At 57.2% G+C, this 25,443-nt stretch carries 27 protein-coding genes; 21 read left to right on the top strand and 6 right to left on the bottom strand.

The genetic code is table 11. The annotated features are described in order from the left end of the window. Window positions 1–13: 13 nt before the first annotated feature. The 10 genes from cheW to ACSOSI_RS15785 all read left to right on the top strand — a co-directional run bounded on the left by cheW (window position 14) and on the right by ACSOSI_RS15785 (window position 11,218). A complete protein-coding gene (gene cheW / locus ACSOSI_RS15830; protein WP_012145706.1) occupies window positions 14–514 on the top strand; it encodes a chemotaxis protein CheW in 501 nt (166 codons plus the stop codon). Window positions 515–801: 287 nt separating this feature from the next. After that, on the top strand, window positions 802–2,472 hold the full coding sequence (locus tag ACSOSI_RS15825) for a methyl-accepting chemotaxis protein (protein WP_012145705.1): 1,671 nt from the start codon (window positions 802–804) through the stop codon (window positions 2,470–2,472). 135 nt (window positions 2,473–2,607) lie between these two features. Further along, window positions 2,608–4,233 (top strand): methyl-accepting chemotaxis protein, encoded by a 1,626-nt coding sequence (locus ACSOSI_RS15820; protein WP_126501755.1) that lies wholly within the window; start codon window positions 2,608–2,610, stop codon window positions 4,231–4,233. Window positions 4,234–4,261: 28 nt separating this feature from the next. Next, window positions 4,262–5,134 carry a protein-glutamate O-methyltransferase CheR gene (gene cheR, locus ACSOSI_RS15815; protein ID WP_012145703.1) on the top strand — a complete coding sequence of 291 codons (873 nt, stop codon included), beginning with the start codon at window positions 4,262–4,264 and terminating at the stop codon, window positions 5,132–5,134. Further along, window positions 5,134–6,183, top strand: a complete 1,050-nt coding sequence (locus ACSOSI_RS15810) for a protein-glutamate methylesterase/protein-glutamine glutaminase (protein WP_012145702.1) — start codon at window positions 5,134–5,136, stop codon at window positions 6,181–6,183. Before cheR ends, ACSOSI_RS15810 begins: the two co-directional genes overlap by 1 nt. A 186-nt stretch (window positions 6,184–6,369) precedes the next feature. Next, a complete protein-coding gene (gene cheY / locus ACSOSI_RS15805; RefSeq protein ID WP_012145701.1) occupies window positions 6,370–6,759 on the top strand; it encodes a chemotaxis response regulator CheY in 390 nt (129 codons plus the stop codon). A gap of 11 nt (window positions 6,760–6,770) precedes the next feature. After that, the gene (cheZ, locus tag ACSOSI_RS15800; protein ID WP_012145700.1) at window positions 6,771–7,415 is read left to right on the top strand and encodes a protein phosphatase CheZ; all 645 of its coding nucleotides are present in this window, start codon (window positions 6,771–6,773) and stop codon (window positions 7,413–7,415) included. A gap of 176 nt (window positions 7,416–7,591) precedes the next feature. Continuing rightward, window positions 7,592–8,743, top strand: a complete 1,152-nt coding sequence (flhB, locus tag ACSOSI_RS15795) for a flagellar biosynthesis protein FlhB (protein ID WP_017893234.1) — start codon at window positions 7,592–7,594, stop codon at window positions 8,741–8,743. After that, window positions 8,736–10,814, top strand: a complete 2,079-nt coding sequence (gene flhA, locus ACSOSI_RS15790; protein WP_476705748.1) for a flagellar biosynthesis protein FlhA — start codon at window positions 8,736–8,738, stop codon at window positions 10,812–10,814. Before flhB ends, flhA begins: the two co-directional genes overlap by 8 nt. Continuing rightward, the gene (locus tag ACSOSI_RS15785) at window positions 10,814–11,218 is read left to right on the top strand and encodes a flagellar protein FlhE (protein WP_476705747.1); all 405 of its coding nucleotides are present in this window, start codon (window positions 10,814–10,816) and stop codon (window positions 11,216–11,218) included. Before flhA ends, ACSOSI_RS15785 begins: the two co-directional genes overlap by 1 nt. Before the next feature lie 4 nt (window positions 11,219–11,222). On the opposite strand, the gene ACSOSI_RS15780 is transcribed toward ACSOSI_RS15785, so the two are convergent. The 4 genes from ACSOSI_RS15780 to flgA form a co-directional block, all read right to left on the bottom strand. Further along, window positions 11,223–11,525 carry a helix-turn-helix domain-containing protein gene (locus tag ACSOSI_RS15780; protein ID WP_112364480.1) on the bottom strand — a complete coding sequence of 101 codons (303 nt, stop codon included), beginning with the start codon at window positions 11,523–11,525 and terminating at the stop codon, window positions 11,223–11,225. A gap of 317 nt (window positions 11,526–11,842) precedes the next feature. Then, a complete protein-coding gene (locus tag ACSOSI_RS15775; RefSeq protein WP_017893231.1) occupies window positions 11,843–12,277 on the bottom strand; it encodes a flagella synthesis protein FlgN in 435 nt (144 codons plus the stop codon). 46 nt (window positions 12,278–12,323) lie between these two features. Continuing rightward, window positions 12,324–12,650, bottom strand: a complete 327-nt coding sequence (gene flgM, locus ACSOSI_RS15770) for a flagellar biosynthesis anti-sigma factor FlgM (RefSeq protein ID WP_476705746.1) — start codon at window positions 12,648–12,650, stop codon at window positions 12,324–12,326. Between the two features lie 122 nt (window positions 12,651–12,772). Further along, on the bottom strand, window positions 12,773–13,426 hold the full coding sequence (gene flgA / locus ACSOSI_RS15765) for a flagellar basal body P-ring formation chaperone FlgA (RefSeq protein ID WP_476705745.1): 654 nt from the start codon (window positions 13,424–13,426) through the stop codon (window positions 12,773–12,775). A 160-nt stretch (window positions 13,427–13,586) separates the two neighbouring features. On the opposite strand from flgA, the gene flgB reads away from it, so the two are divergent. The 11 genes from flgB (at window position 13,587) to flgL (ending at window position 23,741) form a co-directional block, all read left to right on the top strand. Beyond that, window positions 13,587–14,000, top strand: a complete 414-nt coding sequence (gene flgB, locus ACSOSI_RS15760; RefSeq protein WP_012145692.1) for a flagellar basal body rod protein FlgB — start codon at window positions 13,587–13,589, stop codon at window positions 13,998–14,000. 5 nt (window positions 14,001–14,005) lie between these two features. Beyond that, window positions 14,006–14,410 carry a flagellar basal body rod protein FlgC gene (gene flgC, locus ACSOSI_RS15755; protein WP_012145691.1) on the top strand — a complete coding sequence of 135 codons (405 nt, stop codon included), beginning with the start codon at window positions 14,006–14,008 and terminating at the stop codon, window positions 14,408–14,410. 12 nt (window positions 14,411–14,422) lie between these two features. Then, the gene (flgD, locus tag ACSOSI_RS15750) at window positions 14,423–15,100 is read left to right on the top strand and encodes a flagellar hook assembly protein FlgD (protein WP_012145690.1); all 678 of its coding nucleotides are present in this window, start codon (window positions 14,423–14,425) and stop codon (window positions 15,098–15,100) included. 70 nt (window positions 15,101–15,170) lie between these two features. After that, a complete protein-coding gene (gene flgE, locus ACSOSI_RS15745) occupies window positions 15,171–16,394 on the top strand; it encodes a flagellar hook protein FlgE (protein WP_012145689.1) in 1,224 nt (407 codons plus the stop codon). A gap of 12 nt (window positions 16,395–16,406) precedes the next feature. Further along, window positions 16,407–17,162, top strand: coding sequence for a flagellar basal body rod protein FlgF (locus tag ACSOSI_RS15740; RefSeq protein WP_017893227.1), 756 nt, complete (start codon window positions 16,407–16,409; stop codon window positions 17,160–17,162). Window positions 17,163–17,180: 18 nt separating this feature from the next. Then, on the top strand, window positions 17,181–17,963 hold the full coding sequence (gene flgG / locus ACSOSI_RS15735) for a flagellar basal-body rod protein FlgG (RefSeq protein WP_012145687.1): 783 nt from the start codon (window positions 17,181–17,183) through the stop codon (window positions 17,961–17,963). 72 nt (window positions 17,964–18,035) lie between these two features. Next, window positions 18,036–18,737 (top strand): flagellar basal body L-ring protein FlgH, encoded by a 702-nt coding sequence (gene flgH / locus ACSOSI_RS15730; RefSeq protein ID WP_012145686.1) that lies wholly within the window; start codon window positions 18,036–18,038, stop codon window positions 18,735–18,737. Between the two features lie 10 nt (window positions 18,738–18,747). Beyond that, window positions 18,748–19,848, top strand: coding sequence for a flagellar basal body P-ring protein FlgI (locus ACSOSI_RS15725; protein ID WP_012145685.1), 1,101 nt, complete (start codon window positions 18,748–18,750; stop codon window positions 19,846–19,848). Next, window positions 19,848–20,804 (top strand): flagellar assembly peptidoglycan hydrolase FlgJ, encoded by a 957-nt coding sequence (gene flgJ, locus ACSOSI_RS15720; RefSeq protein WP_261408785.1) that lies wholly within the window; start codon window positions 19,848–19,850, stop codon window positions 20,802–20,804. The genes ACSOSI_RS15725 and flgJ overlap by 1 nt, the downstream gene beginning before the upstream one ends. Window positions 20,805–21,076: 272 nt before the next feature. Then, complete coding sequence (gene flgK, locus ACSOSI_RS15715; protein ID WP_012145683.1) at window positions 21,077–22,723, top strand: flagellar hook-associated protein FlgK; 1,647 nt, start codon at window positions 21,077–21,079, stop codon at window positions 22,721–22,723. 58 nt (window positions 22,724–22,781) lie between these two features. Continuing rightward, on the top strand, window positions 22,782–23,741 hold the full coding sequence (gene flgL, locus ACSOSI_RS15710; RefSeq protein WP_012145682.1) for a flagellar hook-associated protein FlgL: 960 nt from the start codon (window positions 22,782–22,784) through the stop codon (window positions 23,739–23,741). A 421-nt stretch (window positions 23,742–24,162) separates the two neighbouring features. Here the strand turns inward: flgL and sra are convergent, their stop codons facing one another. Both sra and fliR read right to left on the bottom strand, forming a co-directional pair. After that, the gene (sra, locus tag ACSOSI_RS15705) at window positions 24,163–24,294 is read right to left on the bottom strand and encodes a stationary-phase-induced ribosome-associated protein (RefSeq protein ID WP_017893223.1); all 132 of its coding nucleotides are present in this window, start codon (window positions 24,292–24,294) and stop codon (window positions 24,163–24,165) included. A 366-nt stretch (window positions 24,295–24,660) separates the two neighbouring features. Further along, window positions 24,661–25,443, bottom strand: a complete 783-nt coding sequence (gene fliR, locus ACSOSI_RS15700) for a flagellar biosynthetic protein FliR (protein ID WP_012145681.1) — start codon at window positions 25,441–25,443, stop codon at window positions 24,661–24,663.

Here is a 25,443-nt window from a genome sequence, read left to right as displayed (position 1 = left end):
AAGGGTGAATGACATGGCAGGACTGGCAACCGTCAGCAAACTGGCTGGCGAAACGGTAGGGCAAGAATTCCTGATTTTTACCTTGGGCAATGAGGAATATGGCATTGATATCCTCAAGGTGCAGGAGATCCGTGGATACGATCAGGTTACCCGCATCGCCAATACTCCGGCCTTTATCAAGGGCGTCACCAACTTGCGTGGCGTGATTGTGCCGATTATCGACCTGCGGGTGAAGTTTGCCCAGCAGGATGTGTCTTACGATGAAAACACCGTGGTGATCGTGCTGAACTTTGGCCAACGGGTGGTGGGTATTGTGGTTGACGGCGTATCCGACGTGCTGTCGCTGACCACCGAGCAGATCCGTCCGGCACCGGAATTTGCCGTGACGCTGGCGACCGAATACCTGACCGGCCTGGGTTCGTTGGGTGACCGTATGCTGATTCTGGTGGATATTGAAAAGCTGCTGAGCAGCGAAGAGATGTCCCTGGTCGACAGCGTGGCAAAAAGCGCCTGATCCGCCGATAGCATTCAGCGTAGGGGCGCTGTATACCGCGCCTTTAAGGCGGCTAACATTGCCCGTTATTAGGGAGAGCGTGCCGAAGGGGTCGTAGCAGCTTTAGCTGCCGGAGCCGCCCCTCGGTGCGCTAGGCCCGGGTATCTCAGGCTCAAAGGCAACCTTTGCATCAAAACCCTACATAAAAATAGTTACCTCCCCGCATAAAGTTCTTCCCCGCTGCGCCGATAACTCTGTCAGTCAACGTAATCAGGGCCTGTCCGCGCGGGCGTTTATCAAGGGAAAACATGTTTAATCGTATGAAGGTGGTCACCAGCCTGTTACTGGTGCTGGTGTTATTTGGCGCCTTGCAGCTGGTTTCAGGCGGGCTCTTCTTCTCCTCACTGAAGAATGATAAAGAAAACTTCACCGTATTGCAGACCATTCGTCAGCAACAGTCCGAGCTGAACGAAAGCTGGGTCAACCTGCTGCAGGCGCGCAACACGCTAAACCGTGCCGGTATCCGCCACATGATGGATACCAATAATATTGGCAGCGGTGCTACCGTCGCCGAGCTGCTGGCGCGAGCCAAAAGCAACCTGGTGGTGGCGGAACAACACTATGCCGCCTATGACAAAATCCCTCTCAATGCCCGCCAGGACTTGCAGTCGGCCGAAAAGCTCAAACAGCAATACGGCATTCTTCACGGTGCCTTGACCGAACTGACGGTGTTACTGGGCGAGGGCAAAATCAACGCTTTCTTTGACCAGCCGACGCAAAGCTATCAGGACGCGTTCGAAGATATCTACAACACCTATCTGGCGCAAAACGACAAGCTTTACCAGAGCGCAGTGGAAGACAGTAACCACTCCTTCAACTTCGCTATCTGGACGCTGGCGGTGGTGCTGTTGACGGTACTGGCAGTGATTGTTCTGGTGTGGAGCGGTATTCATCACATTCTGGTGCGTCCGCTGAATCGCATGATCGAACACATCAAAATGATTGCCGCCGGCGATTTGACCCAGCCGATCGCAGTGACCAGCCGCAATGAAATGGGCGTACTGGCCGCCAGCCTCAAGCATATGCAAAACGAACTGATCGACACCGTTAGCGGTGTGCGTCAGGGGGCCGACGCTATTTATAGCGGCGCATCTGAAATTGCCGCCGGCAACAACGACCTCTCTTCACGTACTGAGCAGCAGGCCGCCTCGCTGGAGGAAACCGCTGCCAGCATGGAGCAACTGACCGCTACGGTGAAACAGAACGCCGAAAATGCTCGTCAGGCCAGCCAACTGGCGTTGAGCGCCTCCGAAACCGCGCAGAAAGGCGGCAAGGTGGTAGCCAATGTGGTGCAAACCATGCATGACATCGCCGGTAGTTCGCAGAAAATTGCCGACATTACCGGCGTGATCGACGGTATTGCCTTCCAGACCAACATCCTGGCATTGAACGCGGCGGTAGAAGCGGCACGCGCCGGTGAACAGGGCCGTGGTTTTGCGGTGGTAGCAGGCGAAGTGCGCAATCTGGCACAGCGTAGTGCCCAGGCGGCGAAGGAAATCAAAGGATTGATCGAAGACTCCGTCAATCGCGTCGATATGGGCTCGGTACTGGTAGAAAGCGCCGGTGAAACCATGGGCGATATCGTCAATGCCGTCACCCGCGTTACCGACATTATGGGTGAGATTGCCTCGGCGTCCGACGAACAAAGCCGTGGTATCGATCAGGTCGGCCAGGCGGTAGCGGAAATGGACCGCGTCACCCAGCAGAACGCCTCGTTGGTGGAAGAGTCCGCGTCTGCGGCGGCGGCGCTGGAAGAGCAGGCCAGCATGCTGACCCAGTCCGTGGCGGTATTCCGTCTGAAAGCGGCAGGCCAGGACGAATTCAAAATGCCCGTCAGCAGCAAGGCAACAGTGACCCCGGTACTCAATCATAAAAAAATGAACGCCAGCGATCCGCAGGATAACTGGGAAACGTTCTAACCGGCATTGGGCCTCCTGCCTTTCAGGGGGAGGCCGATTCCCCGTTGGCCGATTGGCACAAGGCAGGAGAAACCCCGTTTCCCCGCCTGGCCAGAAATCTGAGCTGGCCACCGGCCGGCTGCAAGGAGGTTCACAGTGTTTAACCGAATCCGCGTCTCTACCAGTCTGTTTCTGTTGTTGATGACTTTTTGTGTTATGCAGTTGGCCACCAGCGGCCTGTCGTACACCGCTTTTCGTTCCGATAACCACAACCTGAATCTGATCACCCTCGGCAGCCAGCAGCGCGATGCCCTCAGCCTGAGCTGGGTATCGCTGTTACAGGCTCGCAATACGCTCAACCGCGCCGGAACCCGCGCGGCGCTCAAGCTGCCGCAGGATCAGGTCAATGCGCTGATGGGCAACGCGCGTAGTTCACTGCAAAAAGCCGACCTCTATTTCAACCAGTTCCTGGCGGTACCGCGTAACAGCGAACAGGAACAACAGCTGACGGCAACCACCAAGGCCAGCTATGACCGGCTGCGCAATACCCTGCGCGAGCTGATTGGCTTCCTGGAGAACGATAACCTGCAGGCGTTTATGGACCAGCCGACGCAGAAAACCCAGGACCTGTTTGAAGCCGATTTTGTCCAGTATCTGCAACTGGTGAGCGCCAACGTCAGTGAAGCCAATGCGGCGAATCAACGCTCCTTCACCCTGTCCGGCTGGCTGGTGGCCGGTGCGGTACTGATGCTGATCGTGGTCACCGGCAGTGCCATGTGGTGGCTGCGTAATATGTTGGTACGGCCGCTGAATATCATGCGCAGTCATTTTGACCGCATTGCCGCCGGCGATCTGGCCACGCCGATCCAGGTTTATGGCCGTAATGAAATCAGTCAATTGTTCGCCAGCCTGCAGCGTATGCAGCAGTCACTGATTGGCACCGTGGGTGCGGTACGCGACGGGGCGGAATCGATCCTGATCGGCCTGCAGGAAATTTCCGAGGGCAATAACGATCTCTCTTCCCGTACCGAGCAGCAGGCGGCCTCGCTGGAGGAAACCGCTGCCAGCATGGAGCAGTTGACCGCCACGGTGAAACAGAATGCCGATAATGCACGCCAGGCTTCACAACTGGCGCGTGATGCTTCCACCACCGCGGCCAAGGGCGGCGAGCTGGCGGGCGACGTTGTCACCACCATGCACGACATTGCCAATAGTTCGCAGAAGATTGGCGCTATTACCAGCGTGATCGACGGCATTGCCTTCCAGACCAATATCCTGGCGTTGAACGCGGCGGTTGAAGCGGCGCGTGCCGGTGAGCAGGGCAGAGGTTTTGCGGTGGTGGCCGGTGAAGTACGCAACCTGGCGCAGCGCAGCGCGCAGGCGGCGAAAGAAATCAAAGGGCTGATCGACGAATCGGTCAGTCGCGTCAAGCAAGGGTCGGTGCTGGTGGAAAACTCCGGTGCCACCATGCAGGACATCGTGCGTTCGGTCACCCGGGTGACCGACATTATGGGAGAGATCGCCTCGGCGTCTGATGAGCAGAGCCGCGGCATCGAACAGGTGACGCAGGCGGTCACCCAGATGGATCAGGTTACACAACAAAATGCCGCATTGGTGGAGGAAGCGGCCTCGGCGGCCGTCGCGCTGGAAGAACAGGCGATTACCCTGGCCGACGCGGTGTCGGTATTCCGCCTGGCGGACGATAACTTCACCGCCCCGGCCAACTCTCAAAACGCAGTTTCACCCGTGGTAAAGGAAGCCCCAGATTGTCAAACCGCATAAGCAGCCCGTTTTTATTGAGTGAGATGGTATGAAGCCGGCACCCTCGACCCCTAACCGAGACCCTGCGACCTTATTGACGCAGATGGTACAGCGTCTGCCGTTGCTGGATGTGCATTTCCGCCGTATCAGCCAGCTGATTTACCAGCGCGCCGGTATCGTGCTGGCAGAGCACAAACGCGAGATGGTTTACAACCGTTTGGTACGACGTCTGCGACTGTTGGGCCTGAACGATTTTGGTGACTATCTGGCGCTATTGGAAAGCGATCCGAACAGCGCCGAATGGCAGGCGTTTATCAATGCGCTGACCACCAACCTGACGGCTTTTTTCCGCGAAGCGCATCACTTCCCGATCCTGGCGGAGCATGCGCGTCAGCGGCCTAACGGTTATTGCGTGTGGAGCACTGCGGCATCGACCGGCGAAGAGCCTTATTCGATCGCCATCACGCTCAGTGAAGTGCTGGGGCAACGCGCTACCGGTTGCCAGGTGTGGGCCAGCGACATCGATACTCAGGTGCTGGAAAAGGCCGAAGCGGGCGTTTATCGCCAGGAAGACTTACGCACCCTGACGCCGACGCAGATGCAGCGTTATTTCCTGCGCGGCACCGGGCCGCATCAGGGGTTGGTGCGGGTGCGGCCGGAACTGGCGGGGCGGGTGAACTTTCAGTCGCTCAATCTGTTGGCCCCTGAATGGGCACTGCCGGGGCAATTTGACGCCATTTTCTGCCGCAACGTGATGATCTATTTCGACAAGGCGACACAGGAGCGCATTCTGCGTCGCTTCGTGCCCTTGCTTAAACCTGGGGGCTTGATGTTTGCCGGCCATTCAGAGAACTTCAGCCAGATCAGCCGGGATTTCTACTTGCGTGGGCAGACCGTGTATGGCCTGACCAAGGAGAGGTAATGAATAAAATCAGAGTATTGTGCGTGGACGACTCGGCCCTGATGCGGCAGTTAATGACCGAAATCGTCAACAGTCACCCCGATATGGAAATGGTGGCGAGCGCGCCGGATCCGCTGGTTGCACGCGATCTGATCAAAAAATTTAACCCACAGGTGCTGACGCTGGACGTCGAAATGCCGCGCATGGATGGCCTCGATTTCCTTGAGAAACTGATGCGTCTACGGCCGATGCCGGTGGTGATGGTGTCGTCACTGACGGGCAAGGGTTCAGAAATTACGCTGCGTGCGCTTGAGCTGGGGGCGGTCGATTTCGTCACCAAACCGCAGTTGGGTATTCGTGAAGGCATGCTGGCCTACAGCGAACTGATTGCCGAAAAAATCCGCACGGCGGCCAAGGCGCGGTTACCACAGCGCTCCAGCAGCCCGGCCCCGGCGATCCTCAGTCATGCGCCGCTGTTGAGCAGTGAAAAACTGATCGCCATCGGCGCCTCTACCGGTGGTACCGAAGCGATCCGTCAGGTGCTGCAACCGTTGCCGGCCACCAGTCCGGCGCTGTTGATTACCCAGCACATGCCGCCGGGCTTTACCCGTTCGTTTGCCGAACGACTGAACAAACTGTGCCAGATCACGGTGAAAGAGGCCGAAGACGGCGAACGCGTGCTGCCGGGCCATGCCTATATCGCACCGGGCGATCGCCATCTGGAGTTGTCCCGCAGCGGGGCTAATTACCAGGTGAAACTGCACGATGGCCCGGCGGTCAATCGCCACCGGCCTTCGGTGGACGTGCTGTTCCGCTCGGTCGCGCAGTACGCCGGCCGCAATGCCGTGGGCGTGATCCTGACCGGCATGGGCAATGACGGTGCGATGGGCATGCTGGAAATGCATCGCGCCGGGGCTTATACCCTGGCGCAGAACGAAGCCAGTTGCGTGGTATTCGGTATGCCGCGCGAGGCGATTGCTACCGGTGGCGTCAATGAAGTGGTGGAACTGGAGCGCATGAGCCAACGCATGCTGGCGCAAATTGCCGGTGGCCAGGCATTACGTATTTAATTTTATGTTGCCGCCCGATGGTGTTATGCCAATCAGAAAAGCAAAGTGCTGTAAATTTGTACGATATTGCTTGAGTGAAAGTCACCCTCTCCCTTGGGAGAGGGGACTATTACACCTTAACTGAAGAGCATGACCCAAACGGCGGCAGTTGTTTTGCATCTTTAACGGTTAAACCTTGGAGTAAAAATGGCAGACAAGAGCCTCAAGTTTCTGGTGGTCGATGATTTTTCCACTATGCGTCGCATCGTCAGAAACTTGCTGAAAGAGTTGGGATTCAACAACGTTGAAGAAGCCGAGGACGGCGCGGACGCACTGAACAAACTTCGTGCCGGTGATTTCGACTTTGTGGTCTCCGACTGGAACATGCCGAACATGGACGGCCTGGAACTGTTGCAAACCATTCGTGCCGACGGCGCATTGGCGAGCATGCCGGTATTGATGGTCACGGCGGAAGCCAAGAAAGAAAACATTATCGCGGCGGCGCAGGCCGGTGCCAGCGGTTACGTGGTGAAACCTTTTACGGCGGCAACGCTGGAAGAAAAGCTCAACAAGATCTTTGAAAAACTGGGCATGTAAGGAGAGGGGCGATGAGAGACATTCCAATGCCTGCCAGCGATGCGGCAACCGCGGGAGAGATTATCTCCCGCATTGGCCAACTGACGCGCATGTTGCGCGACAGCATGCGCGAACTGGGGCTTGATCAGGCGATCGCCCAGGCGGCAGAGGCAATCCCGGATGCACGCGATCGTCTGGATTACGTGGTCACCATGACGGCGCAGGCAGCGGAACGGGCGTTGAACTGTGTGGAAGCCGCGCAACCGCGTCAGGCGTCGCTGGAATCAGAGGCCAAGGCGTTAAAAGGCCGCTGGGACGACTGGTTCGCCGATCCGATTGAGCTGGACGATGCGCGCGAACTGGTCACCGACACCCGTCAATACCTGGAGCAGGTGCCGGAGCATACGTCATTCACCAATGCCCAGTTGCTGGAAATCATGATGGCACAGGACTTCCAGGACCTGACCGGTCAGGTGATCAAACGCATGATGGACGTGGTGCAGGAGATTGAAAAGCAGTTGCTGATGGTGCTGATGGAAAATATCCCTGAACAGCCGGCGAAAGAGAAAAAGCCAAACGACAACCTGCTTAATGGCCCGCAGCTCGACCAGAACGGTGCCGGTGTGATCGCCAACCAGGCGCAGGTGGACGACCTGCTCGACAGCCTGGGTTTCTGAGGTTCTCTGGGGCGCGGCTTTGCTGCGTCCCAGGTATCAGAAAGGGTCTTAACGCTGGGTCATTCACTCATCCCGCAAATAACCCGTCTTTTTCCCCGCTGTTCCATCAATGAAATCCGCGATTTTTTGGCATGCTGGCGGCAATTTTATTCCCTCCCGGCACAGGAAGCGCATCCGTGGCTGAAGACAGCGATCTGGAAAAGAGCGAGGCCCCCACACCCCACCGGGTGGAAAAGGCGCGCGAAGATGGCCAGATCCCGCGTTCGCGCGAGTTGACGTCGGTGTTGATGCTGGTGGCGGGCTTATCGATTATCTGGGTGGCTGGCAGCAATATGTCGCAACAGTTGGCGATGATGCTGACGCAGGGCCTGAATTTCGATCACAGCATGGTCAGCAACGATAAACAGATGCTGCGCCAACTGGGGATGCTGTTACGTCAGGCGGTATGGGCGCTGTTGCCGGTGATGGCAGGATTGACGCTGGTGGCCATCACCGCGCCGATGCTGCTCGGCGGCCTGCTGCTCAGCGGCAAATCGCTCAAGTTCGATTTAAAGCGCATGAATCCGCTGTCCGGTCTGAAACGGATCTTTTCCAGCCAGGTATTGGCGGAGTTGTTGAAGGGCATCCTGAAGGCGACGTTGGTGGGCTGGGTCACCGGTTTATATCTGTGGCACAACTGGGCGGCGATGCTGCATCTGGTAACGCAACAGCCGCTCGACGCGCTCGCTAATGCGCTGCAGATGATCATCTTTTGCGGTTTGCTGGTGGTGCTGGCGCTAACGCCGATGGTGGCGTTTGACGTGTTTTATCAGCTGTGGAGCCACTTCAAAAAGTTGAAGATGACCAAGCAGGACATCCGCGACGAGTTCAAGGACCAGGAGGGCGATCCGCACGTCAAAGGGCGTATTCGCCAACAGCAGCGTGCCATCGCCAGGCGGCGCATGATGGCCGATGTGCCCAAGGCCGACGTTATCGTCACCAACCCAACCCATTACGCTGTCGCACTGCAGTACAACGACAAAAAAATGAGCGCGCCCAAGGTGCTGGCCAAGGGTGCCGGCGAAATTGCGCTGCGTATCCGCGAACTGGGTATGGAACACCGCATCCCAATGCTGGAGGCACCGCCGCTGGCGCGTGCGCTGTATCGACACAGCGAGATTGGACAACACATTCCCGCCACCCTGTATGCCGCCGTGGCCGAAGTTCTGGCCTGGGTTTACCAGCTAAGACGCTGGCGGCGCGAAGGTGGGCTGATCCCGAAAAAACCTGAACGTTTACCGGTGCCGGAAGCACTGGATTTTGCTGGAGAAAGTGACACTAATGGCTAATTTGGCCGCCCTGCTTCGTTTGCCGGGCAGTTTTAAAGATACGCAGTGGCAGGTATTGGCCGGCCCGATACTGATTCTGATGATCCTGTCGATGATGGTGCTGCCGTTGCCGGCATTTATCCTCGATCTGTTGTTCACCTTCAATATTGCCTTGTCGATCATGGTGCTGCTGGTAGCGATGTTTACCCAGCGCACGCTGGAATTTGCCGCATTCCCCACCATCTTGCTGTTCTCGACCTTACTACGCCTGTCGCTCAACGTGGCGTCGACGCGCATCATCCTGATGGAAGGGCATACCGGTTCCGCCGCTGCCGGGCGTGTGGTGGAAGCCTTCGGCCACTTCCTGGTGGGCGGTAACTTCGCCATCGGTATTGTGGTGTTTATCATTCTGGTGCTGATCAACTTTATGGTTATCACCAAGGGTGCCGGACGTATCGCCGAAGTAGGCGCGCGTTTTGTACTGGACGGCATGCCGGGTAAGCAGATGGCGATCGATGCAGATCTCAACGCCGGCTTGATCGGTGAAGAAGAAGCGAAAAAACGCCGTTCTGAAGTTACGCAGGAGGCCGACTTCTACGGCTCGATGGACGGTGCCAGTAAGTTCGTTCGTGGCGATGCGGTCGCCGGCCTGATGATCATGATACTGAACGTGGTCGGTGGTCTGCTGGTCGGGGTGATCCAGCACGGGATGGAAGTGGGTACGGCAGCGGAAACCTATACCTTGCTGACTATCGGTGACGGCCTGGTAGCGCAGATCCCGGCGTTGGTTATTTCGACCGCGGCCGGCGTTATCGTGACCCGCGTGGCGACCGATCAGGATGTCGGCGAGCAAATGGTCGGCCAACTGTTCAACAATCCGCGCGTAATGTTACTCAGCGCCGCCGTGCTCGGCCTGCTTGGCATGGTGCCGGGGATGCCGAACCTGGTCTTCCTGCTGTTCACCGCCGCTCTGTTGGGGTTGGCCTGGTGGCTGCGTGGGCGCGATCAGCAAGCTCCCAAAGAGCAGGAAGCGCCGATAACGCAGGACAACCCGCAGGCGGTAGAAGCCAGTTGGTCTGACGTGCAGTTGGAAGATCCGCTGGGGATGGAAGTCGGTTACCGATTGATCCCGATGGTAGATTTCCAGCAAAACGGCGAACTGCTTGGCCGTATCCGCGGCATCCGTAAAAAGTTCGCGCAGGAGATGGGTTACCTGCCGCCGGTGGTACATATTCGCGACAACCTCGAATTACCGCCAGCCAGTTACCGCATCCTGATGAAGGGAGTAGAAATCGGCAGCGGCGAAGCCCAACCGGGACGTTGGCTGGCGATTAACCCAGGCAACGCGGTGGGTGAATTGGCGGGGGATAAAACCACCGACCCGGCGTTTGGGCTGGAAGCGGTATGGATTGACAGCGCGCTGCGTGAGCAGGCGCAGATCCAGGGCTTTACCGTGGTAGAAGCCAGCACCGTGGTGGCAACCCATCTGAATCATCTGATTGGTCAATTCGCCAGCGAGCTGTTTGGTCGACAGGAAACGCAGCAGCTGTTGGATCGCGTAGCGCAGGACATGCCGAAACTGACTGAAGATTTCGTGCCGGGCGTGGTGACGCTGACCACGTTGCACAAGGTGTTGCAGAACCTGCTGACGGAGCGAGTTTCGATCCGCGATATGCGCACCATTATTGAAACTCTGGCGGAGCATGCACCGACGCAAACCGATCCCTATGAACTGACCACCGTGGTGCGGGTCGCGTTGGGACGAGCCATCACCCAGCAGTGGTTCCCGGGCAACGGTGAAATTCAGGTCATTGGTCTGGACACCCAGCTTGAGCGCTTGTTATTGCAGGCGTTGCAGGGTGGTGGCGGTTTGGAGCCAGGGCTGGCGGATCGTCTGCTGGATCAGGCCAAACAGGCGTTGCAACGTCAGGAAATGTTAAGTGCGCCGCCGGTGCTGTTGGTGAACCATGCGCTGCGGGCCTTGCTGGCACGCTTCCTGCGCCGTAGTTTGCCGCAACTGGTGGTGCTGTCTAATCTGGAAATCAACGACGACCGTCAAATCCGCATGACCTCGACCATTGGGGCCGCATAATGAAATACAGCATGGCGATAATCTGCCTGTTGGCTCCGCTGAGCCTGCAGGCGGCGTCCGGTTCCTGGGTAGCCGACAGCGTGGGGGCTACGCTGGAACATGGCGGGGAACGGGGAGAGTCACCGGGGCTGCGTGCACCTAACGAGTTACCGAATGCCAATGCGCGTATTACCAGCGTCAGTTGGCGTTACCGGTTGCTGGCCACCGAACCGGCCGGTATGCAGGCGCAGCTTTGCAGCTTGACCCGCTGCATTGCGCTGAGCGGCGGCAGTGGCAGCAGCACCGGGTTACAGGGCGAACCGGCCAACGCCGAGCTGCGTTTTGTCTACTATGTGCAGGCGCGCGGCAGTTTGAACCCACCGCTGCGGGTGATCAGCAATCAGGTGATTGTCAATTACCAGTAACGGTCTAGGCGAGGATCGCCAGACCGTTGCGATCGACCAGCGAAAGAAGCTTCATGGCGGCGGAGTTGGGCACGGCTTCGCCACGCTCCCATTTTTGCACCGCCTTTTTGCTGACGTTCAGATGCAAGGCAAACACCGGCTGGCTGACGTTTTCACGCTCGCGCAGGGCGCGGATGTCCGCTGGAGTATATTGTTTGACCGGGCGTAAACACAGCATGTCGAAGGTGCGCATGGTGCCGGCATCAACAAATCCTGCCTGATGCAGTTCTTGGACTTCCTGATGGATCTCAGCAAGGATCTTGCTCATAGGTCAGTCTCCTCAACCTCTTGTCATTAACCAACTGATAAAGCCTGAAAGGCGAATAGTCCAGATAAAGGTAGATATCGATCATTCACTCCCCCTCAGAAATTATCCCCTTTACGGGTATAGATTAAGTGATTTAAAAACCAACACAGGGTGGGGGAACGGCATGGGAGAGGACAGGCGGAAATGCCAGGTTTGCGTAGTGTTACGAATACAAAATCAGAGGGCTGGATAAAGTGGCAATTGAAGTGCGAGTTGTCTCGCAATAGGGGAGACACACCCGGCGGAACGGTGACATGGCCGGGTGAGGTTTGGTTGATTTAAACGCCGATTTTTCGCCCCAGCAGGCTGGCGTTACGCGACTGGCCATCCGGGCCGTACAGCGATTTGTTTTGCTTGCTCAGGATCGCCAGCGCCTGGGCGTTGTGATCGATCTGCTGATTGAGCAGCATGCCGTTATGCTGGTTTTTTTCCCGCAGCAATTGGCTGAGCGACTGCACCCGTTGCCAGGCGTCTGCCAGGCGCGGATGAGCGGAATAGGGGGCTTGTTGCCCCAATGCACTTTCCAATTTCAGTCGCTGCTGTTCCAGGTAGTTTACCGTAGCCAGCAGTTGGCTCTTGGCGTCGGTGGCACGTTGCAGTGCCACGCCGGGCAATTGGCCGGAGCACAGCAAATGATGTTCTTCCGCCAGCACCGTATCCAGCGCTTGCAGGGTTTCCAGCAGCTTATTAATCAGTTGCGCCAGATTTTCCATTACGATAAATCACCTTTCAAAGAGTTCCGGATGTTTAACCTGGCGGTCAAACCTTTGGCGATGGGTTGCCGTTCGACATCCACTGGGCATCGCTTTGCACGTCCTGCAGCAATGCATCGGCAATTTTGCCGGCATCCATTTTCAGTTCGCCGTTGCGGATCGCCTGTTTGATGGCGTCCACCCGGTTTATATCAATATCCTGCGTTCCCGGTTGCATCAGGCGCGCTTGCGCGTCGCTCAATTTTACCTGGGTGCCGCTGACGGCGCTTTCCGTCTGGGCGGTTTTACGTGGCTGAAGTTGATTCTCCGCCGGCGTCTCACGCGCTTGCACCGTGGGAACGGGTTGCAGCCGCTGGGTGCGATCGATACTCATGGTCAATCTCCATCAATGCCGTCACCTGGCAGGCAATGGCTGATATTTTTTGTGGCCCTGGCGGCCAATAAAATACTGCTTATGACTTTGTTATCGGCAAGGTTTGATAAACCTTTACTTATTTATAGGGTGATGCGAATAGCTCCGTCGTCACCGACAATGCCGTTAACAATTTGCCCGGAGGCCATGCGCACGCGGACGCTATCTTCTGTGGCGGCGTTGTTCATCGCCTTGCCCGAGCCGCTGATGTTAAATCCGTCCCCCTGTGCGGTCACCTGCACTGCCTGACCGGCCTTGACCGCCCAGGCGCGACGCAGCATGGCCAGGTTCAGTGGCTGGCCAGGACTGATATTACGCAGGCTGACGGCCCCAAGAGCTTTGCCGGCCTCGGTCAGCGTGCGGGGTGGCAGAGTGTCGAGCCGACCGGTCTTCAACTTGATATCCGCCGCCGTCAGCTTGCTGCCAGCACTGATGCCGCGTGCCGACACCAGGTATTTGCCGATCACCTGAACCTGCGTCTGGATGAAACGCCGTTCCTGACCACAGCGCGCAGAAATACTGATGTTGCCCCAACGGCGGGCATTGGAGGCGAGAGACAGCTGTGGAAATTCGCACGCTGGCCACAGGGCTGCAGGCGTGCGCACCAGCACTTTAACCTGTACCGGACTGCCGCTGAATTGGCTGGTGACGAAGTTTTCAATCTGCGCCGCCAGATCCTCGGCCCGTGCGTTCAGGCTGCACAGCAGCGCTGCCAACAGCAGCATTCTACCTTTCATCTTCGCTTCCACCACAACCATCAGGATACGCGTAAGTGTACCCGGACTGTGTTCAGGCTAAGCAGATAAATAGCGACGCATTTTGCTCTTATTCCCACGATAGGCTGGCACAAGGGGCGTTTATGCTGTCGGCTCCAAATTCTAACCTCGCGGAGGGAGCATGATCGACAAACTGGACGCTGCTCTGCGCTTTGGTCAAGAGGCGCTGAACCTGCGCGCCCAGCGGCAGGAAATTTTGGCCGCCAACATCGCCAACGCAGACACCCCGGGTTATCAGGCGCGGGACATCGATTTCGCCGGCCAATTGAACAAGGTGCTGGAACAGGGCCGCGTCAGCGGCAGTGGCATTGCGCTGAACATGACGTCTGCGCGCCACATTCCGGCGCAGAACATGCAGCCGCCACAGCTCGACTTGCTGTTCCGCGTGCCGGATCAGCCGTCCATGGACGGCAACACGGTGGACATGGATCGCGAACGTACCAACTTCGCCGATAACAGCCTGAAATATCAGACCGATCTGACGCTGATCAACGGTCAGATCAAAGGGATGATGTCAGTGTTACAACAAGGATAAGGCGCATGTCGCTACTGAATATTTTTGATATCTCCGGCTCGGCGCTGTCCGCACAGTCGCAACGCCTGAACGTCAGCGCCAGCAACATGGCCAACGCCGACAGCGTCAGCGGCCCGGACGGCCAGCCTTATCGCGCCAAACAGGTGGTGTTTGAAGTCGCCAGCGCGGCCGGGCAGCCAACCGGCGGCGTACGCGTAGCACAGGTGGTCGACGACCCCGCTCCGGAGCGCCTGGTTTATCAGCCGGGCAACCCGCTGGCGGACGGCAAAGGCTATGTCCGGATGCCGAACGTGGATGTGGTGGGAGAAATGGTCAACACCATTTCCGCCTCCCGCAGCTATCAGGCCAACGTCGAGGTGCTCAACACCACCAAGTCGATGATGATGAAAACCCTGACGCTGGGTCAATAACCGGAGCTTGCCATGGCCATTGCCGCAACCACCACTGAATCGCTGGATAACAGCGTCATCGGTGCCAACGCCAAAAATAACACCAGCCAGGATCTGAACAACAGCTTCCTGACGCTGCTGGTGGCGCAGTTGAAGAATCAGGATCCGACCAACCCGATGCAGAACAATGAGCTGACCAGCCAATTGGCGCAGATCAACACCGTTCAGGGCATCGAGAAACTCAATACCACGCTGGGCTCGATTTCCGGCCAGATCAACAGCAATCAGTCACTGCAGGCCAGCGCCCTGATCGGTCACGGCGTGATGGTCCCCGGCAGCAATATCCTGGCCGGCAGCAAAGACGGCAAGGTCAGCACCACGCCGTTTGGTCTGGAACTGGAGCGTGCCGCCGATTCAGTGACCGCCACCATTACCGACGCTACCGGTAAAGCGGTGCGCACTATCGAACTCGGCGGCCTGACCGCCGGCGTGCATTCGTTTAGCTGGGACGGTTCGATGACGGACGGCACCGCCGCACCCGACGGAGCCTACAGCTTCACCATCAACGCCAAGGGCAACGGTGAGCAGTTGGTGGCGCGCAGCCTGCACTTTGGCATGGTCAACGGCGTTATCCGCGATGCGAACGGCGCGAAGCTGGATCTGGGCCTGGCGGGCAGTACCACGCTGGAAGAAGTCCGCCAAATTCTTTAATACGATTTTTTATTTCACTCATTCACAGGGCGTTATCGGACGATAGCCTAAACATTATTCGGAGAATGACATGGCCTTTTCTCAGGCAGTAAGCGGCTTGAACGCAGCAGCAACCAACCTGGACGTGATCGGTAATAACATCGCTAACTCCGCCACTTCCGGTTTTAAATCAGGCACCGTTTCCTTTGCCGACATGTTTGCCGGTTCGCAGGTCGGGCTGGGTGTCAAGGTTGCGGGCATCACCCAAAACTTTAAGGGCGGCACCACCACCGGGACCAGCCGTGCGCTGGACGTGGCGATTTCCGGCAACGGTTTCTTCCGCATGCAGGACCAGGACGGTGGCGTTTTCTACAGCCGTAACGGCCAGTTCAAACTGGATGAAAACCGCAACCTGACCAATATGCAGGGCCTGCAGTTGACCGGTTATCCGGCTGCCGGTACGCCGCCGACCATTCAACAGGGCGCCAACCCGGTGCCGCTCAGTATTCCTGAAGGCATGATGAACGCCAAGGCGTCCACATCAGGCACCATGGTAGCCAACCTCAAGTCCACCCATAAGGTACCGGACAACAAGACCTTCGATCCGGCCAAGCAGGATTCTTATAACTACGTCAACACCATCACCGCCTACGACTCATTGGGCAATGCACATAACATCAATGCCTATTTCGTGAAGACTGACGAAAACAAGTGGCAGGTGTATACCCAGGATGGCTCCGCTGCGCCTGTCGATGCCGGCACCATGACCTTCGATACCAGCGGCAACTTGACCGGTACCACCAGTAAACAAGGCACCGCCGCCGAGTTCAGCATGCTGGTCCCGATGTCCGCCAAAGACGGTGCTCCGGCACAGAACCTCAGCCTGAGCTTTGCCAAGAGCATGCAGCAGAGCGTTAGCGCAGATTCGGTCAGCAAGGTGTCGCAAGACGGCTATGGCGCCGGTGAGTACACCAATTTCCAGATTAACAACGACGGTACGGTCGTGGGCATCTATTCCAACCAGCAGACTCAGGTGCTGGGGCAGATTGTGATGGCCAACTTCTCCAACCCGGAAGGCCTGTCCTCGCAGGGCGATAACGTCTGGCAGGAAACCGGTGCATCGGGCCAGCCGCGTGTGGGTATTGCGGGTGGCGGCGGCTTCGGCAAGTTGACCAGCGGTGCGCTGGAAGCCTCCAACGTCGATCTGAGCCAGGAGTTGGTGAATATGATCGTCGCCCAGCGCAACTACCAGTCGAATGCCCAGACCATCAAAACCCAGGACTCCATTCTGCAGACGCTGGTCAGCCTGCGCTAATAGGATTGATTTATGGATCACGCGATTTATACCGCGATGGGCGCGGCGCGGCAGACGCTGGAGCAGCAATCGGTTACTGCCAACAACCTGGCTAATGCCTCGACGCCGGGTTTCCGTGCTCAGCTTTCGGCGCTGCGTGCGGTGCCGGTAGACGGGCCAAGCCTGCTGACGCGCACGCTGGTTACCGCGTCAACTCCGGGTGCCGACATGAGCCAGGGGGCGCTGAACTATACCGCGCGCCCGCTGGACGTGGCGTTGCAACAGGACGGTTTTCTGGCGGTCAGCCTGCCGGATGGCGGCGAAGCCTACACCCGCAACGGCAATCTTCAGATTTCCTCCACCGGGCAGTTGACGGTGCAGGGCAGGCCAGTAATGGGCGATGGCGGGCCGATTGAGGTACCGCCGTCGGCAGAGATCACCATTGCCGCCGACGGTACCATCTCGGCACTGAATGCGGGCGATCCGCCGAATACCCTCGCACAGATTGGTCGGCTGAAACTGGTCAAGGCCGACGCGCGCGAAGTGATGCGCGGCGATGACGGTCTGTTCCGTCTGACGCCGGAAACCCAGCAGCAGCGCGGTAATCAGTTGCCAAACGACCCATTGGTACGGGTCATGCCGGGCGTGCTGGAAGGCAGCAATGTCAAACCGATGGAAACCATGGTTGACATGATCGCCAACGCCCGCCGGTTTGAAATGCAGATGAAAGTCATCCACAGCGTGGATGAAAATGAACAGCGCGCCAACTCGTTGTTATCACTGAGTTAAGCAGCAAGGAAATAACCCATGATCCCATCTTTATGGATTGCCAAAACCGGTCTGGATGCGCAGCAGACCAACATGGACGTGATTGCCAACAACCTGGCCAACGTTAGCACCAACGGCTTCAAACGCCAGCGTGCGGTATTTGAAGACCTGCTGTATCAGACCATGCGCCAGCCGGGGGCTCAGTCCTCCGAGCAGACTACGCTGCCGTCCGGTTTGCAGATTGGTACCGGTGTGCGTCCGGTGGCCACTGAGCGCCTGCACAGCCAGGGCAATCTGTCGCAGACCAATAACAGCAAAGACATCGCCATCAAGGGGCAAGGCTTTTTCCAGGTGATGATGCCGGACGGCACCCTGGCTTACACCCGCGACGGTTCGTTCCAGAGAGATCAGAATGGCCAACTGGTGACGGCCAGCGGTTTCCAGGTGCAGCCGGCAATCATCATTCCGGCCAATGCCCTGAGCATTACCGTGGGTCGCGACGGCATTGTCAGCGTCACCCAGCAGGGCCAGACCGCGGCCCAGCAGGTGGGCCAGCTGACGTTGACCACCTTTATCAACGACAGCGGCCTGGAAAGCATGGGTGAGAATCTGTACCAGGAGACCGAAAGCTCAGGCGCGCCGAACGAAAGCACACCCGGCTTAAACGGCGCCGGCCTGCTGTATCAGGGTTATGTGGAAACCTCCAACGTCAACGTGGCGGAAGAGTTGGTCAATATGATCCAGACCCAGCGTGCTTATGAGATCAACAGCAAAGCGGTATCGACTTCCGATCAGATGCTGCAAAAACTGACTCAACTGTAATTGACGGGCGCGGCAGCGCCCGTAACCCTATTTTGTGAAACAAAGGCGATACCCGTGGTAATCACAACTCTGATGGCAAACGTGCCGCCGCAAGGCAAACGCTGGTTGGCGGCGATGGTGATGCTGACGCTGGGCGGCTGTGCTTATATTCCGCATAAACCTCTGGTGGATGGCACGACCACGGCGCAACCGGCTCCGGCGGGCGCACCGGTACCCAACGGCTCGATTTTCCAGACGGTACAACCGATGAACTACGGCTATCAGCCTCTGTTTGAAGATCGCCGCCCGCGTAACGTGGGTGACACTCTGACCATCGCGCTGCAAGAAAACGTCAGCGCCAGCAAAAGTTCTTCCGCCAATGCCAGCCGCAACGGTGCCAGCAAGTTTGGCGTTGCCACGGCGCCGCGCTACCTCGACGGCCTGCTGGGCAATGCGCGTGCCGATATGGAGATGTCCGGCGACAGCACCTTCGGCGGCAAGGGCGGAGCCAATGCCAACAATACCTTTAACGGCACCATTACCGTCACGGTCAATCAGGTGCTGGTTAACGGCAACCTGCACGTGGTGGGCGAAAAACAGATCGCCATCAATCAGGGCACCGAGTTCATTCGTTTCTCCGGGGTAGTGAATCCGCGCACCATCAGCGGCAGTAACTCGGTCACTTCCACTCAGGTGGCAGATGCGCGCATTGAATACGTCGGTAACGGCTATATCAACGAGGCGCAGACCATGGGTTGGTTGCAACGCTTCTTCTTAAATGTCTCACCGTTCTAAGGATTGACCGATGCTGAAAAAAATACTGCTTACGCTGTGGATTGGGCTGGTGTGTTTACCGGCAACGGCGGAGCGCATTCGCGATCTGGTCACGGTGCAAGGCGTGCGTGATAACGCGCTGATCGGTTACGGGCTGGTGGTGGGGCTGGATGGTTCCGGTGACCAAACCATGCAGACGCCGTTCACCACCCAGAGCCTGAGCAATATGCTGTCGCAGTTGGGGATCACCGTGCCGCCGGGCACCAATATGCAGCTGAAAAACGTGGCGGCGGTGATGGTGACCGCCAGGCTGCCGCCGTTTTCTCGTACCGGACAGAATATTGACGTGGTGGTGTCCTCAATGGGCAACGCCAAGAGCCTGCGCGGCGGTACCTTGCTGATGACGCCGCTGAAAGGCGTTGATAACCAGGTTTACGCACTGGCGCAGGGCAACGTGCTGGTGGGCGGTGCCGGTGCTTCGGCCGGCGGCAGCAGCGTGCAGGTCAACCAACTGGCCGGTGGCCGCATCAGTAACGGGGCCACCATTGAACGCGAACTGCCAACCACTTTCGGTGCCGGTGGCGTGATTAATCTGCAACTGAACGATGAGGATTTCACCCTGGCGCAGCAGATCAGCGATGCCATCAACCGCCAGCGCGGTGGTGGCACTGCCTCACCGTTGGACGCCCGCACTATTCAGGTATTGGTGCCGCAGGGCAACAGTTCACAGGTGCGTTTCCTGGCGGAGATCCAGAACATTAACGTCAGCGTCGGGGCGATGGATGCCAAAGTGATCATCAACTCACGCACCGGGTCGGTGGTGATGAACCGCGATGTGATCCTGGATTCTTGTGCGGTGGCACAGGGCAATCTGTCGGTGGTGGTCGATCGGCAAAATACCGTCAGCCAACCAACGACGCCGTTTGGCGGCGGGCAGACTGTGGTGACGCCAAATACCCAGATTTCGGTGCAGCAGCAGGGCGGTTCGCTGCAGAAGGTTAATGCCAGCGCCAATCTGAATAACGTGATCCGCGCGCTGAATGCTCTGGGGGCGACACCGATCGATCTGATGTCGATCCTGCAGGCAATGCAAAGTGCGGGCTGTCTGCGTGCCAAGTTGGAAATCATCTGATGGCCGGCGATCTGATGGCGATGTCGGGTGCCGCTTATGATGCGCAGGCGCTAAACGGGCTTAAGCGTGACGCGGCGAGCGATCCGCAGGGCAATCTGAAACAGGTGGCGCAGCAGGTTGAAGGCATGTTCGTGCAGATGATGCTGAAAAGTATGCGTGCCGCGCTACCCAAGGACGGGGTGCTGAGCAGCGATCAGTCGCGGCTCTATACCTCAATGTATGACCAGCAGATTGCCCAGCAGATGTCGCAAAAGGGGCTGGGGATGGCCGACATGATGGTCAGGCAGATGAGCAACGCCAACGCGGTGCCGAGTGAGACGGCGGGCATGTCGCCAATGGCGCTGGACCTTCTTTATCAGGACAGTGAGGTGCTGCAAACGCTGCCAAATCAGGCGCTGGAGCAAATGATCCGTCGTGCGGTACCGAAAGCACCTGCCGCGTCGCCGCTGTCGCTCAATAACGGCAACTTTGTCGCCAGGTTGTCTGTTCCGGCACGGGTTGCCAGCCAGCAGAGCGGCATTCCGCATCAGTTGATTGTGGCGCAGGCCGCGCTGGAATCGGGCTGGGGCCAGCGTGAGATCCCGACCGCCAACGGTTCGCCGAGCTACAACCTGTTTGGCATCAAGGCCGGCAGCAGCTGGAGCGGGCCGGTTACCGAGGTCACCACCACCGAGTTTGAGCAGGGGGCCGCGAAGAAGATCAAGGCGCAGTTCCGGGTGTACGGCTCTTACGTTGAAGCCATTGCCGACTACGTCAAGCTGTTGACCAATAACCCACGCTACGCCGAAGTGGCCAATGCGCGCAGCCCCGAACAGGCGGCACATGCGTTGCAGAAGGCCGGTTACGCTACCGATCCGCAATACGCCAACAAGCTGGTCAGCGTGATCCAGCAGATGAAAAACACCGGCGAGCAGGTGGTTAAGGCTTATACCCATGACCTGAAGGATCTGTTCTAAATCCCCGTCATTCTTGACGCTGCAGCTGTGTTGGCTGCACAAGCTCACCCCGGTCACTTGGCAGACCAAGCTTCCGGGGACTCCCTTGCTGGCCGCCGTGCTGCAACGCCAATTATTTTGGGGATTTGCGAATGTCATAAATCATGAATAGGGCTAGCAATTTGCTATCAAGTTTCCCCGCTTTTTGCCGATAACCAACACAGGCTGGGTGAACGACTCAGCAGATTAATTGACTTCTGTGGGCCAGCGGCGCCGCAGCAAAAGGAACTTTTATGTCCAATAGCTTAATCAATACCGCGATGAGCGGGCTGAATGCGGCTCAGGTGGCGCTCAGCACCGTCAGTAACAACATCTCCAATTACAACGTGGCGGGCTATAACCGCCAAACGGCAATTCTGGCGCAGAATGGCGGTATGAGTACCATGAATGGTTTTATTGGCAACGGCGTTACCGTCACCAGCGTCAACCGCGAATATAATCAGTTCATTACCAACCAACTGCGTGGCGCGCAGAGCCAGGCCGGGGCGCAGAACGCCTATTTCGAGAAAATTTCGCAGATCGATAATCTACTGGCCAGCAAAACCAATACCCTGTCGACCAACATGCAGGACTTCTTCAGTAACCTGGAGAATCTGGTCAGCAACGCCGGTGATGACGCAGCGCGTCAAACGGTGCTGGGCAAAGCCAATGGTCTGGTCAATCAGTTCAATAACACCGATAAATATCTGCGAGATATGGACAGCGGCGTTAATCAGCAGCTCAGTGATAGCGCGACGCAGATCAACAGCTATAGCCAGCAGATTGCCAAACTCAATGATGAAATCACCCGCCTGCGCGGCAGTGGCGGTGAGCCGAATGCCTTACTGGATCAGCGCGACCAGTTGGTCACCGAGCTAAACCAGGTGGTGGGGGTGCAGGTGACCCAGCAGGACGGCGATGCCTATACGGTCTCTTTCGCCAACGGCCTGACCCTGGTGCAGGGTAACAACGCCTACCAGGTTGAAGCCATCCCCTCCAGCGGCGATCCTGCCCGTTTGACCATCGGCTATAACCGCGGCAACGGTGTCAGCGAAGTGCCTGAAGGGCAAATTACCAGCGGCAGCGTTAGCGGCGTGTTGAAATTCCGCACGGAATCGCTGGATGGCGCTCGCAACCAACTGGGGCAGTTGGCGCTGGCGATGGCCGACAGTTTTAACCAGCAACACCGTGCAGGGTTTGATCTCAACGGCGATGCCGGGACCGACTTCTTCAACTTTGGCGGCGGACGCGTGGTGGATAACAGCCGCAATACCGGCGATGCGGCGCTGTCGGTGTCCTACACCGATACCGGCAAGGTAAAAGCCAATGACTACCGGGTAGAATTTGACGGCAGCAACTGGCAGGTGAGCCGTCTGCCGGACAACGTGAAGGTGAATGCCACCGCGGGTACCGATGCCGATGGCAAAGCGACGTTAAGTTTTGACGGCCTGAAGGTCGGCATCGAAGGTAACGCGCAAAAGAATGACAGCTTCACCGTGAAACCGGTCAGCGACGTAGCGGGCAGCCTGAAGGTCGCCATCACCAACTCTTCAAACATCGCCGCTGCCGGTAAGGATGACAGCGGCCGCGGCGATAACGAAAACGCCAAAAAGCTGCTTGATCTGCAAACCAAGAAGCTGGTCGACGGCAAGGCCACCTTCAGCGGTGCTTACGCCAGCATGGTTAGCAGTGTCGGTAACCAAACGGCATCGGCCAAGGTTTCGGTGACCTCACAGAACAATATCGTCAAGCAGCTGACTATCCAACAGCAGTCGGCTTCCGGCGTTAACCTGGATGAAGAGTACGGTGAGCTGCTGCGTTTCCAGCAGTATTACATGGCTAATGCGCAGGTGATCCAGACCGCCAGCTCGATGTTTGATGCGTTACTGAATATCCGTTGATTTTCATTTTGACCGGGGCCGCATTGGCTCCGGTCACCGATTTTGAGGAATCTGCACCATGCGTATGAGCACCAGCATGATGTACCAACAGAACATGTCCGGCATTACCGACAACCAATCACTGTTTATGAAGGCGGCACAGCAGCTTTCCAGCGGTAAAAAGGTCAGTAATCCGTCCGACGATCCGCTGGCGGCATCACAGGCGGTGATGCTGGCTCAGTCCCAGTCGGAAAACACCCAGTATGCACTGGCGCGGACCTTTGCCCGCCAAAGCGTGTCGATGGAAGAGACGGTGCTGGGCGGGGCAACCAGTACCATCGCCGATATGAAGGCGCTGATCGTCAATGCCGGCGGCACCGAAAGCGATAACGACCGCGATTCGCTGGCGACCCAACTGCAGGGGCTGAAAGACCAACTGCTCAACCAGGCCAACAGCACTGACGGCAACGGCCGCTACATGTTTGGCGGCTTCGTCAATGACAAGCCCCCGTTTGTCGATAACGGCGGTTCAGTCAGCTACGCCGGCGGTAACAAGGCCGTCGAGCAGAAAGTGGATGCCAACCGCACCATGACCATTGGTCATACCGGCGATACGGTGTTCATGTCATTGACCAGCAACCCGAAGCCGGAGCCGGATGGCAGCGCGCCGGTTTCTAACGTGTTTGAAAGCATTGATATCGCGCTGAAGGCGTTGAAAACCCCCTTGAAGGACGCGGACGACGCCACCAAGCAACAGGTGAACGATGCGCTGGCCAAGGCCAACCGTGGCCTGGACAACTCCTACAACAAGGTGCTCAGTGTGCGTGCCGAACTGGGTAACCAACTGCAGGAAATGGATACGCTGGACAGCATTGGCAAAGATCGCGACATGATCAACCAAACGCAGATGAGTGCGCTGGTGGATGCCGATCTGGCCGAGTCAATTTCCAGCTACTTTATGCAGCAGGCGGCCTTGCAGGCGTCGTATAAAACCTTCGGTGATATGCAGGGGATGTCGCTGTTCCAGATGAACCGTTGATACCCGTCGTCTTTCAAGCTGCAGCGTTGTTACCTGCACTCACACACCCCAGTCACTTACTTAAGTAAGCTCCTGGGGATGCGTGAGCTGGGCGCCTGGCTGCAGCATGAAATCCATAGGGTATGTTAATGAAACATCTCCGTTAGTTAGGGCGCAGCATGCAGCGCGCCTACAGAATGAATGGCAATAATAAATATCCGTTGTGAAGTCATGGCGGGTTACTAATTGGGTGTGCTTAGAAAACTCTATCTCTGTAGAGCATTCTTGAAACCGGGCGCACTTTTTTGGCACGTCACTCTTTCCCCCACGAAGGTTCGAGTGACGTGCTTTTTTTTCGCCTGATTTAACGGTGGGAAACGTTTAAATATTCAGACGGGAAGGGAATAACACCATGGGCTATATTTTATTTATAGCATGGCTGTTATTTTTTCTTTTTCACCATGGTCCACTTTTCACCGTTCGGTGAAGAGGATAGTGAAATTTGAATACGGTTGGTTGCCCAGTGCGCCATGCCTAAGGCTCTGCGTGCTCTTCGGTTGGTTTTCGCTTTCATTTCTGTGCTCCTGAGGGTAGAGGTAAAACCGCAGATAATAAATATGCCTGTCCCGCCGGCTGACCCCGGTGAGAAAGTATTTTTATCCCTGCAGATGATGGATGTCAGAGTTTTTATTTAACTTCCCTGTGCGTTATTTAATATTTAAATTCACTCCTTTATTTTGTTTTCGACGGCTGTTTTTACTGATGGCTTTATATTTAACAAGGCCATTCTAAGGTGGGTATTTTATTATTCAAGGCAATAACAATAATCGAAGCCAAATCGTGTTAATTTGGTTTTTTCAACTTTTTATAGCGAGAAAGGGGTTTTACTGCCAGTTTGTCCGGCGAGGTGCGGCCGTTAAGCCGCACTAATGGGGTAACGCTAGGGGGTCATGCTGCCAATCACATCGGCCAGCCTGTCGAAGAACTCACCGAACAGGTGCTCACAAAACGGTGCCAGCATCGGCATCATCATGCCAATGGTCATAATGCCGATGGTCATGGTGACCGGGAAGCCGATGACGAATACCGACAGTTGCGGCGTCATACGGTTGAGCAGGCCGAGCGCCATGTTCAGCGTCAGCAACAGGCAAATCAGCGGCAGCGCCAACATCATACCGTTGATGAAAATCAGCGAACCGGCCTGGGTCAGTGCCAGAAAACCGTTGCCGTTGAGCGGCTCGGCCTGGATAGGCAGGGTATGGAAGCTGTCGACCAGCAGGGAAATCAACCACAGATGGCCGTTAAAACTGAGGAACAGCAGCATTGCCAGCAGGTTGAGCAGCCGCGCCAGCACCGGGGTGTTCGGCCCGCCGCTGGGGTCAAAGAAGGTGGCGAACGACAGGCCCATCTGCATGCCGATCACTTCGCCGGCCAGGCGTATTGCCGCGAAGGCGAACTGCATGGTCAGCCCCAGCGCCACGCCGATCAGGATTTGCTGGGCGGCCAGCCATAGCCCGGCGGCGGAGAAGATAGGGACGGTACTGACGGGTAAACCAGGGGCGATCAGGATCACGATCAGTCCGCCCAGACCGATCTTCACCTTCTTGCTGATTTGTTTTTCGCTGAACACCGGCGCGGTGCTGATCAGCGCCAGAATGCGCAACAGCGGCCAGAAATATTGGCTAAGCCAGACGCCGAACTGCGCGCTGTCAAATGTCAGCAT

This window comes from Serratia sp. AR11 (assembly GCF_056376275.1).
Note: the sequence above shows the minus strand (reverse complement) of the source record. Positions and strands in the feature narration are given on the sequence as shown.

Coding starts and splice junctions, on each gene's coding strand:
- cheZ (WP_012145700.1), top strand. CDS start 6,771: ATGAGAGACATTCCAATGCCTGCCAGCGATGCGGCAACCGCGGGAGAG.
- flgL (WP_012145682.1), top strand. CDS start 22,782: ATGCGTATGAGCACCAGCATGATGTACCAACAGAACATGTCCGGCATT.
- flgC (WP_012145691.1), top strand. CDS start 14,006: ATGTCGCTACTGAATATTTTTGATATCTCCGGCTCGGCGCTGTCCGCA.
- flgA (WP_476705745.1), bottom strand. CDS start 13,426: ATGAAAGGTAGAATGCTGCTGTTGGCAGCGCTGCTGTGCAGCCTGAAC.
- ACSOSI_RS15775 (WP_017893231.1), bottom strand. CDS start 12,277: ATGGAAAATCTGGCGCAACTGATTAATAAGCTGCTGGAAACCCTGCAA.
- cheY (WP_012145701.1), top strand. CDS start 6,370: ATGGCAGACAAGAGCCTCAAGTTTCTGGTGGTCGATGATTTTTCCACT.
- ACSOSI_RS15740 (WP_017893227.1), top strand. CDS start 16,407: ATGGATCACGCGATTTATACCGCGATGGGCGCGGCGCGGCAGACGCTG.
- flgK (WP_012145683.1), top strand. CDS start 21,077: ATGTCCAATAGCTTAATCAATACCGCGATGAGCGGGCTGAATGCGGCT.
- ACSOSI_RS15780 (WP_112364480.1), bottom strand. CDS start 11,525: ATGAGCAAGATCCTTGCTGAGATCCATCAGGAAGTCCAAGAACTGCAT.
- flgH (WP_012145686.1), top strand. CDS start 18,036: ATGGCAAACGTGCCGCCGCAAGGCAAACGCTGGTTGGCGGCGATGGTG.
- flgD (WP_012145690.1), top strand. CDS start 14,423: ATGGCCATTGCCGCAACCACCACTGAATCGCTGGATAACAGCGTCATC.
- flgG (WP_012145687.1), top strand. CDS start 17,181: ATGATCCCATCTTTATGGATTGCCAAAACCGGTCTGGATGCGCAGCAG.
- flhA (WP_476705748.1), top strand. CDS start 8,736: ATGGCTAATTTGGCCGCCCTGCTTCGTTTGCCGGGCAGTTTTAAAGAT.
- cheW (WP_012145706.1), top strand. CDS start 14: ATGGCAGGACTGGCAACCGTCAGCAAACTGGCTGGCGAAACGGTAGGG.
- flgM (WP_476705746.1), bottom strand. CDS start 12,650: ATGAGTATCGATCGCACCCAGCGGCTGCAACCCGTTCCCACGGTGCAA.
- flgE (WP_012145689.1), top strand. CDS start 15,171: ATGGCCTTTTCTCAGGCAGTAAGCGGCTTGAACGCAGCAGCAACCAAC.
- ACSOSI_RS15785 (WP_476705747.1), top strand. CDS start 10,814: ATGAAATACAGCATGGCGATAATCTGCCTGTTGGCTCCGCTGAGCCTG.
- ACSOSI_RS15825 (WP_012145705.1), top strand. CDS start 802: ATGTTTAATCGTATGAAGGTGGTCACCAGCCTGTTACTGGTGCTGGTG.
- sra (WP_017893223.1), bottom strand. CDS start 24,294: ATGAAAGCGAAAACCAACCGAAGAGCACGCAGAGCCTTAGGCATGGCG.
- flgJ (WP_261408785.1), top strand. CDS start 19,848: ATGGCCGGCGATCTGATGGCGATGTCGGGTGCCGCTTATGATGCGCAG.
- fliR (WP_012145681.1), bottom strand. CDS start 25,443: ATGCTGACATTTGACAGCGCGCAGTTCGGCGTCTGGCTTAGCCAATAT.
- cheR (WP_012145703.1), top strand. CDS start 4,262: ATGAAGCCGGCACCCTCGACCCCTAACCGAGACCCTGCGACCTTATTG.
- ACSOSI_RS15725 (WP_012145685.1), top strand. CDS start 18,748: ATGCTGAAAAAAATACTGCTTACGCTGTGGATTGGGCTGGTGTGTTTA.
- flgB (WP_012145692.1), top strand. CDS start 13,587: ATGATCGACAAACTGGACGCTGCTCTGCGCTTTGGTCAAGAGGCGCTG.
- ACSOSI_RS15810 (WP_012145702.1), top strand. CDS start 5,134: ATGAATAAAATCAGAGTATTGTGCGTGGACGACTCGGCCCTGATGCGG.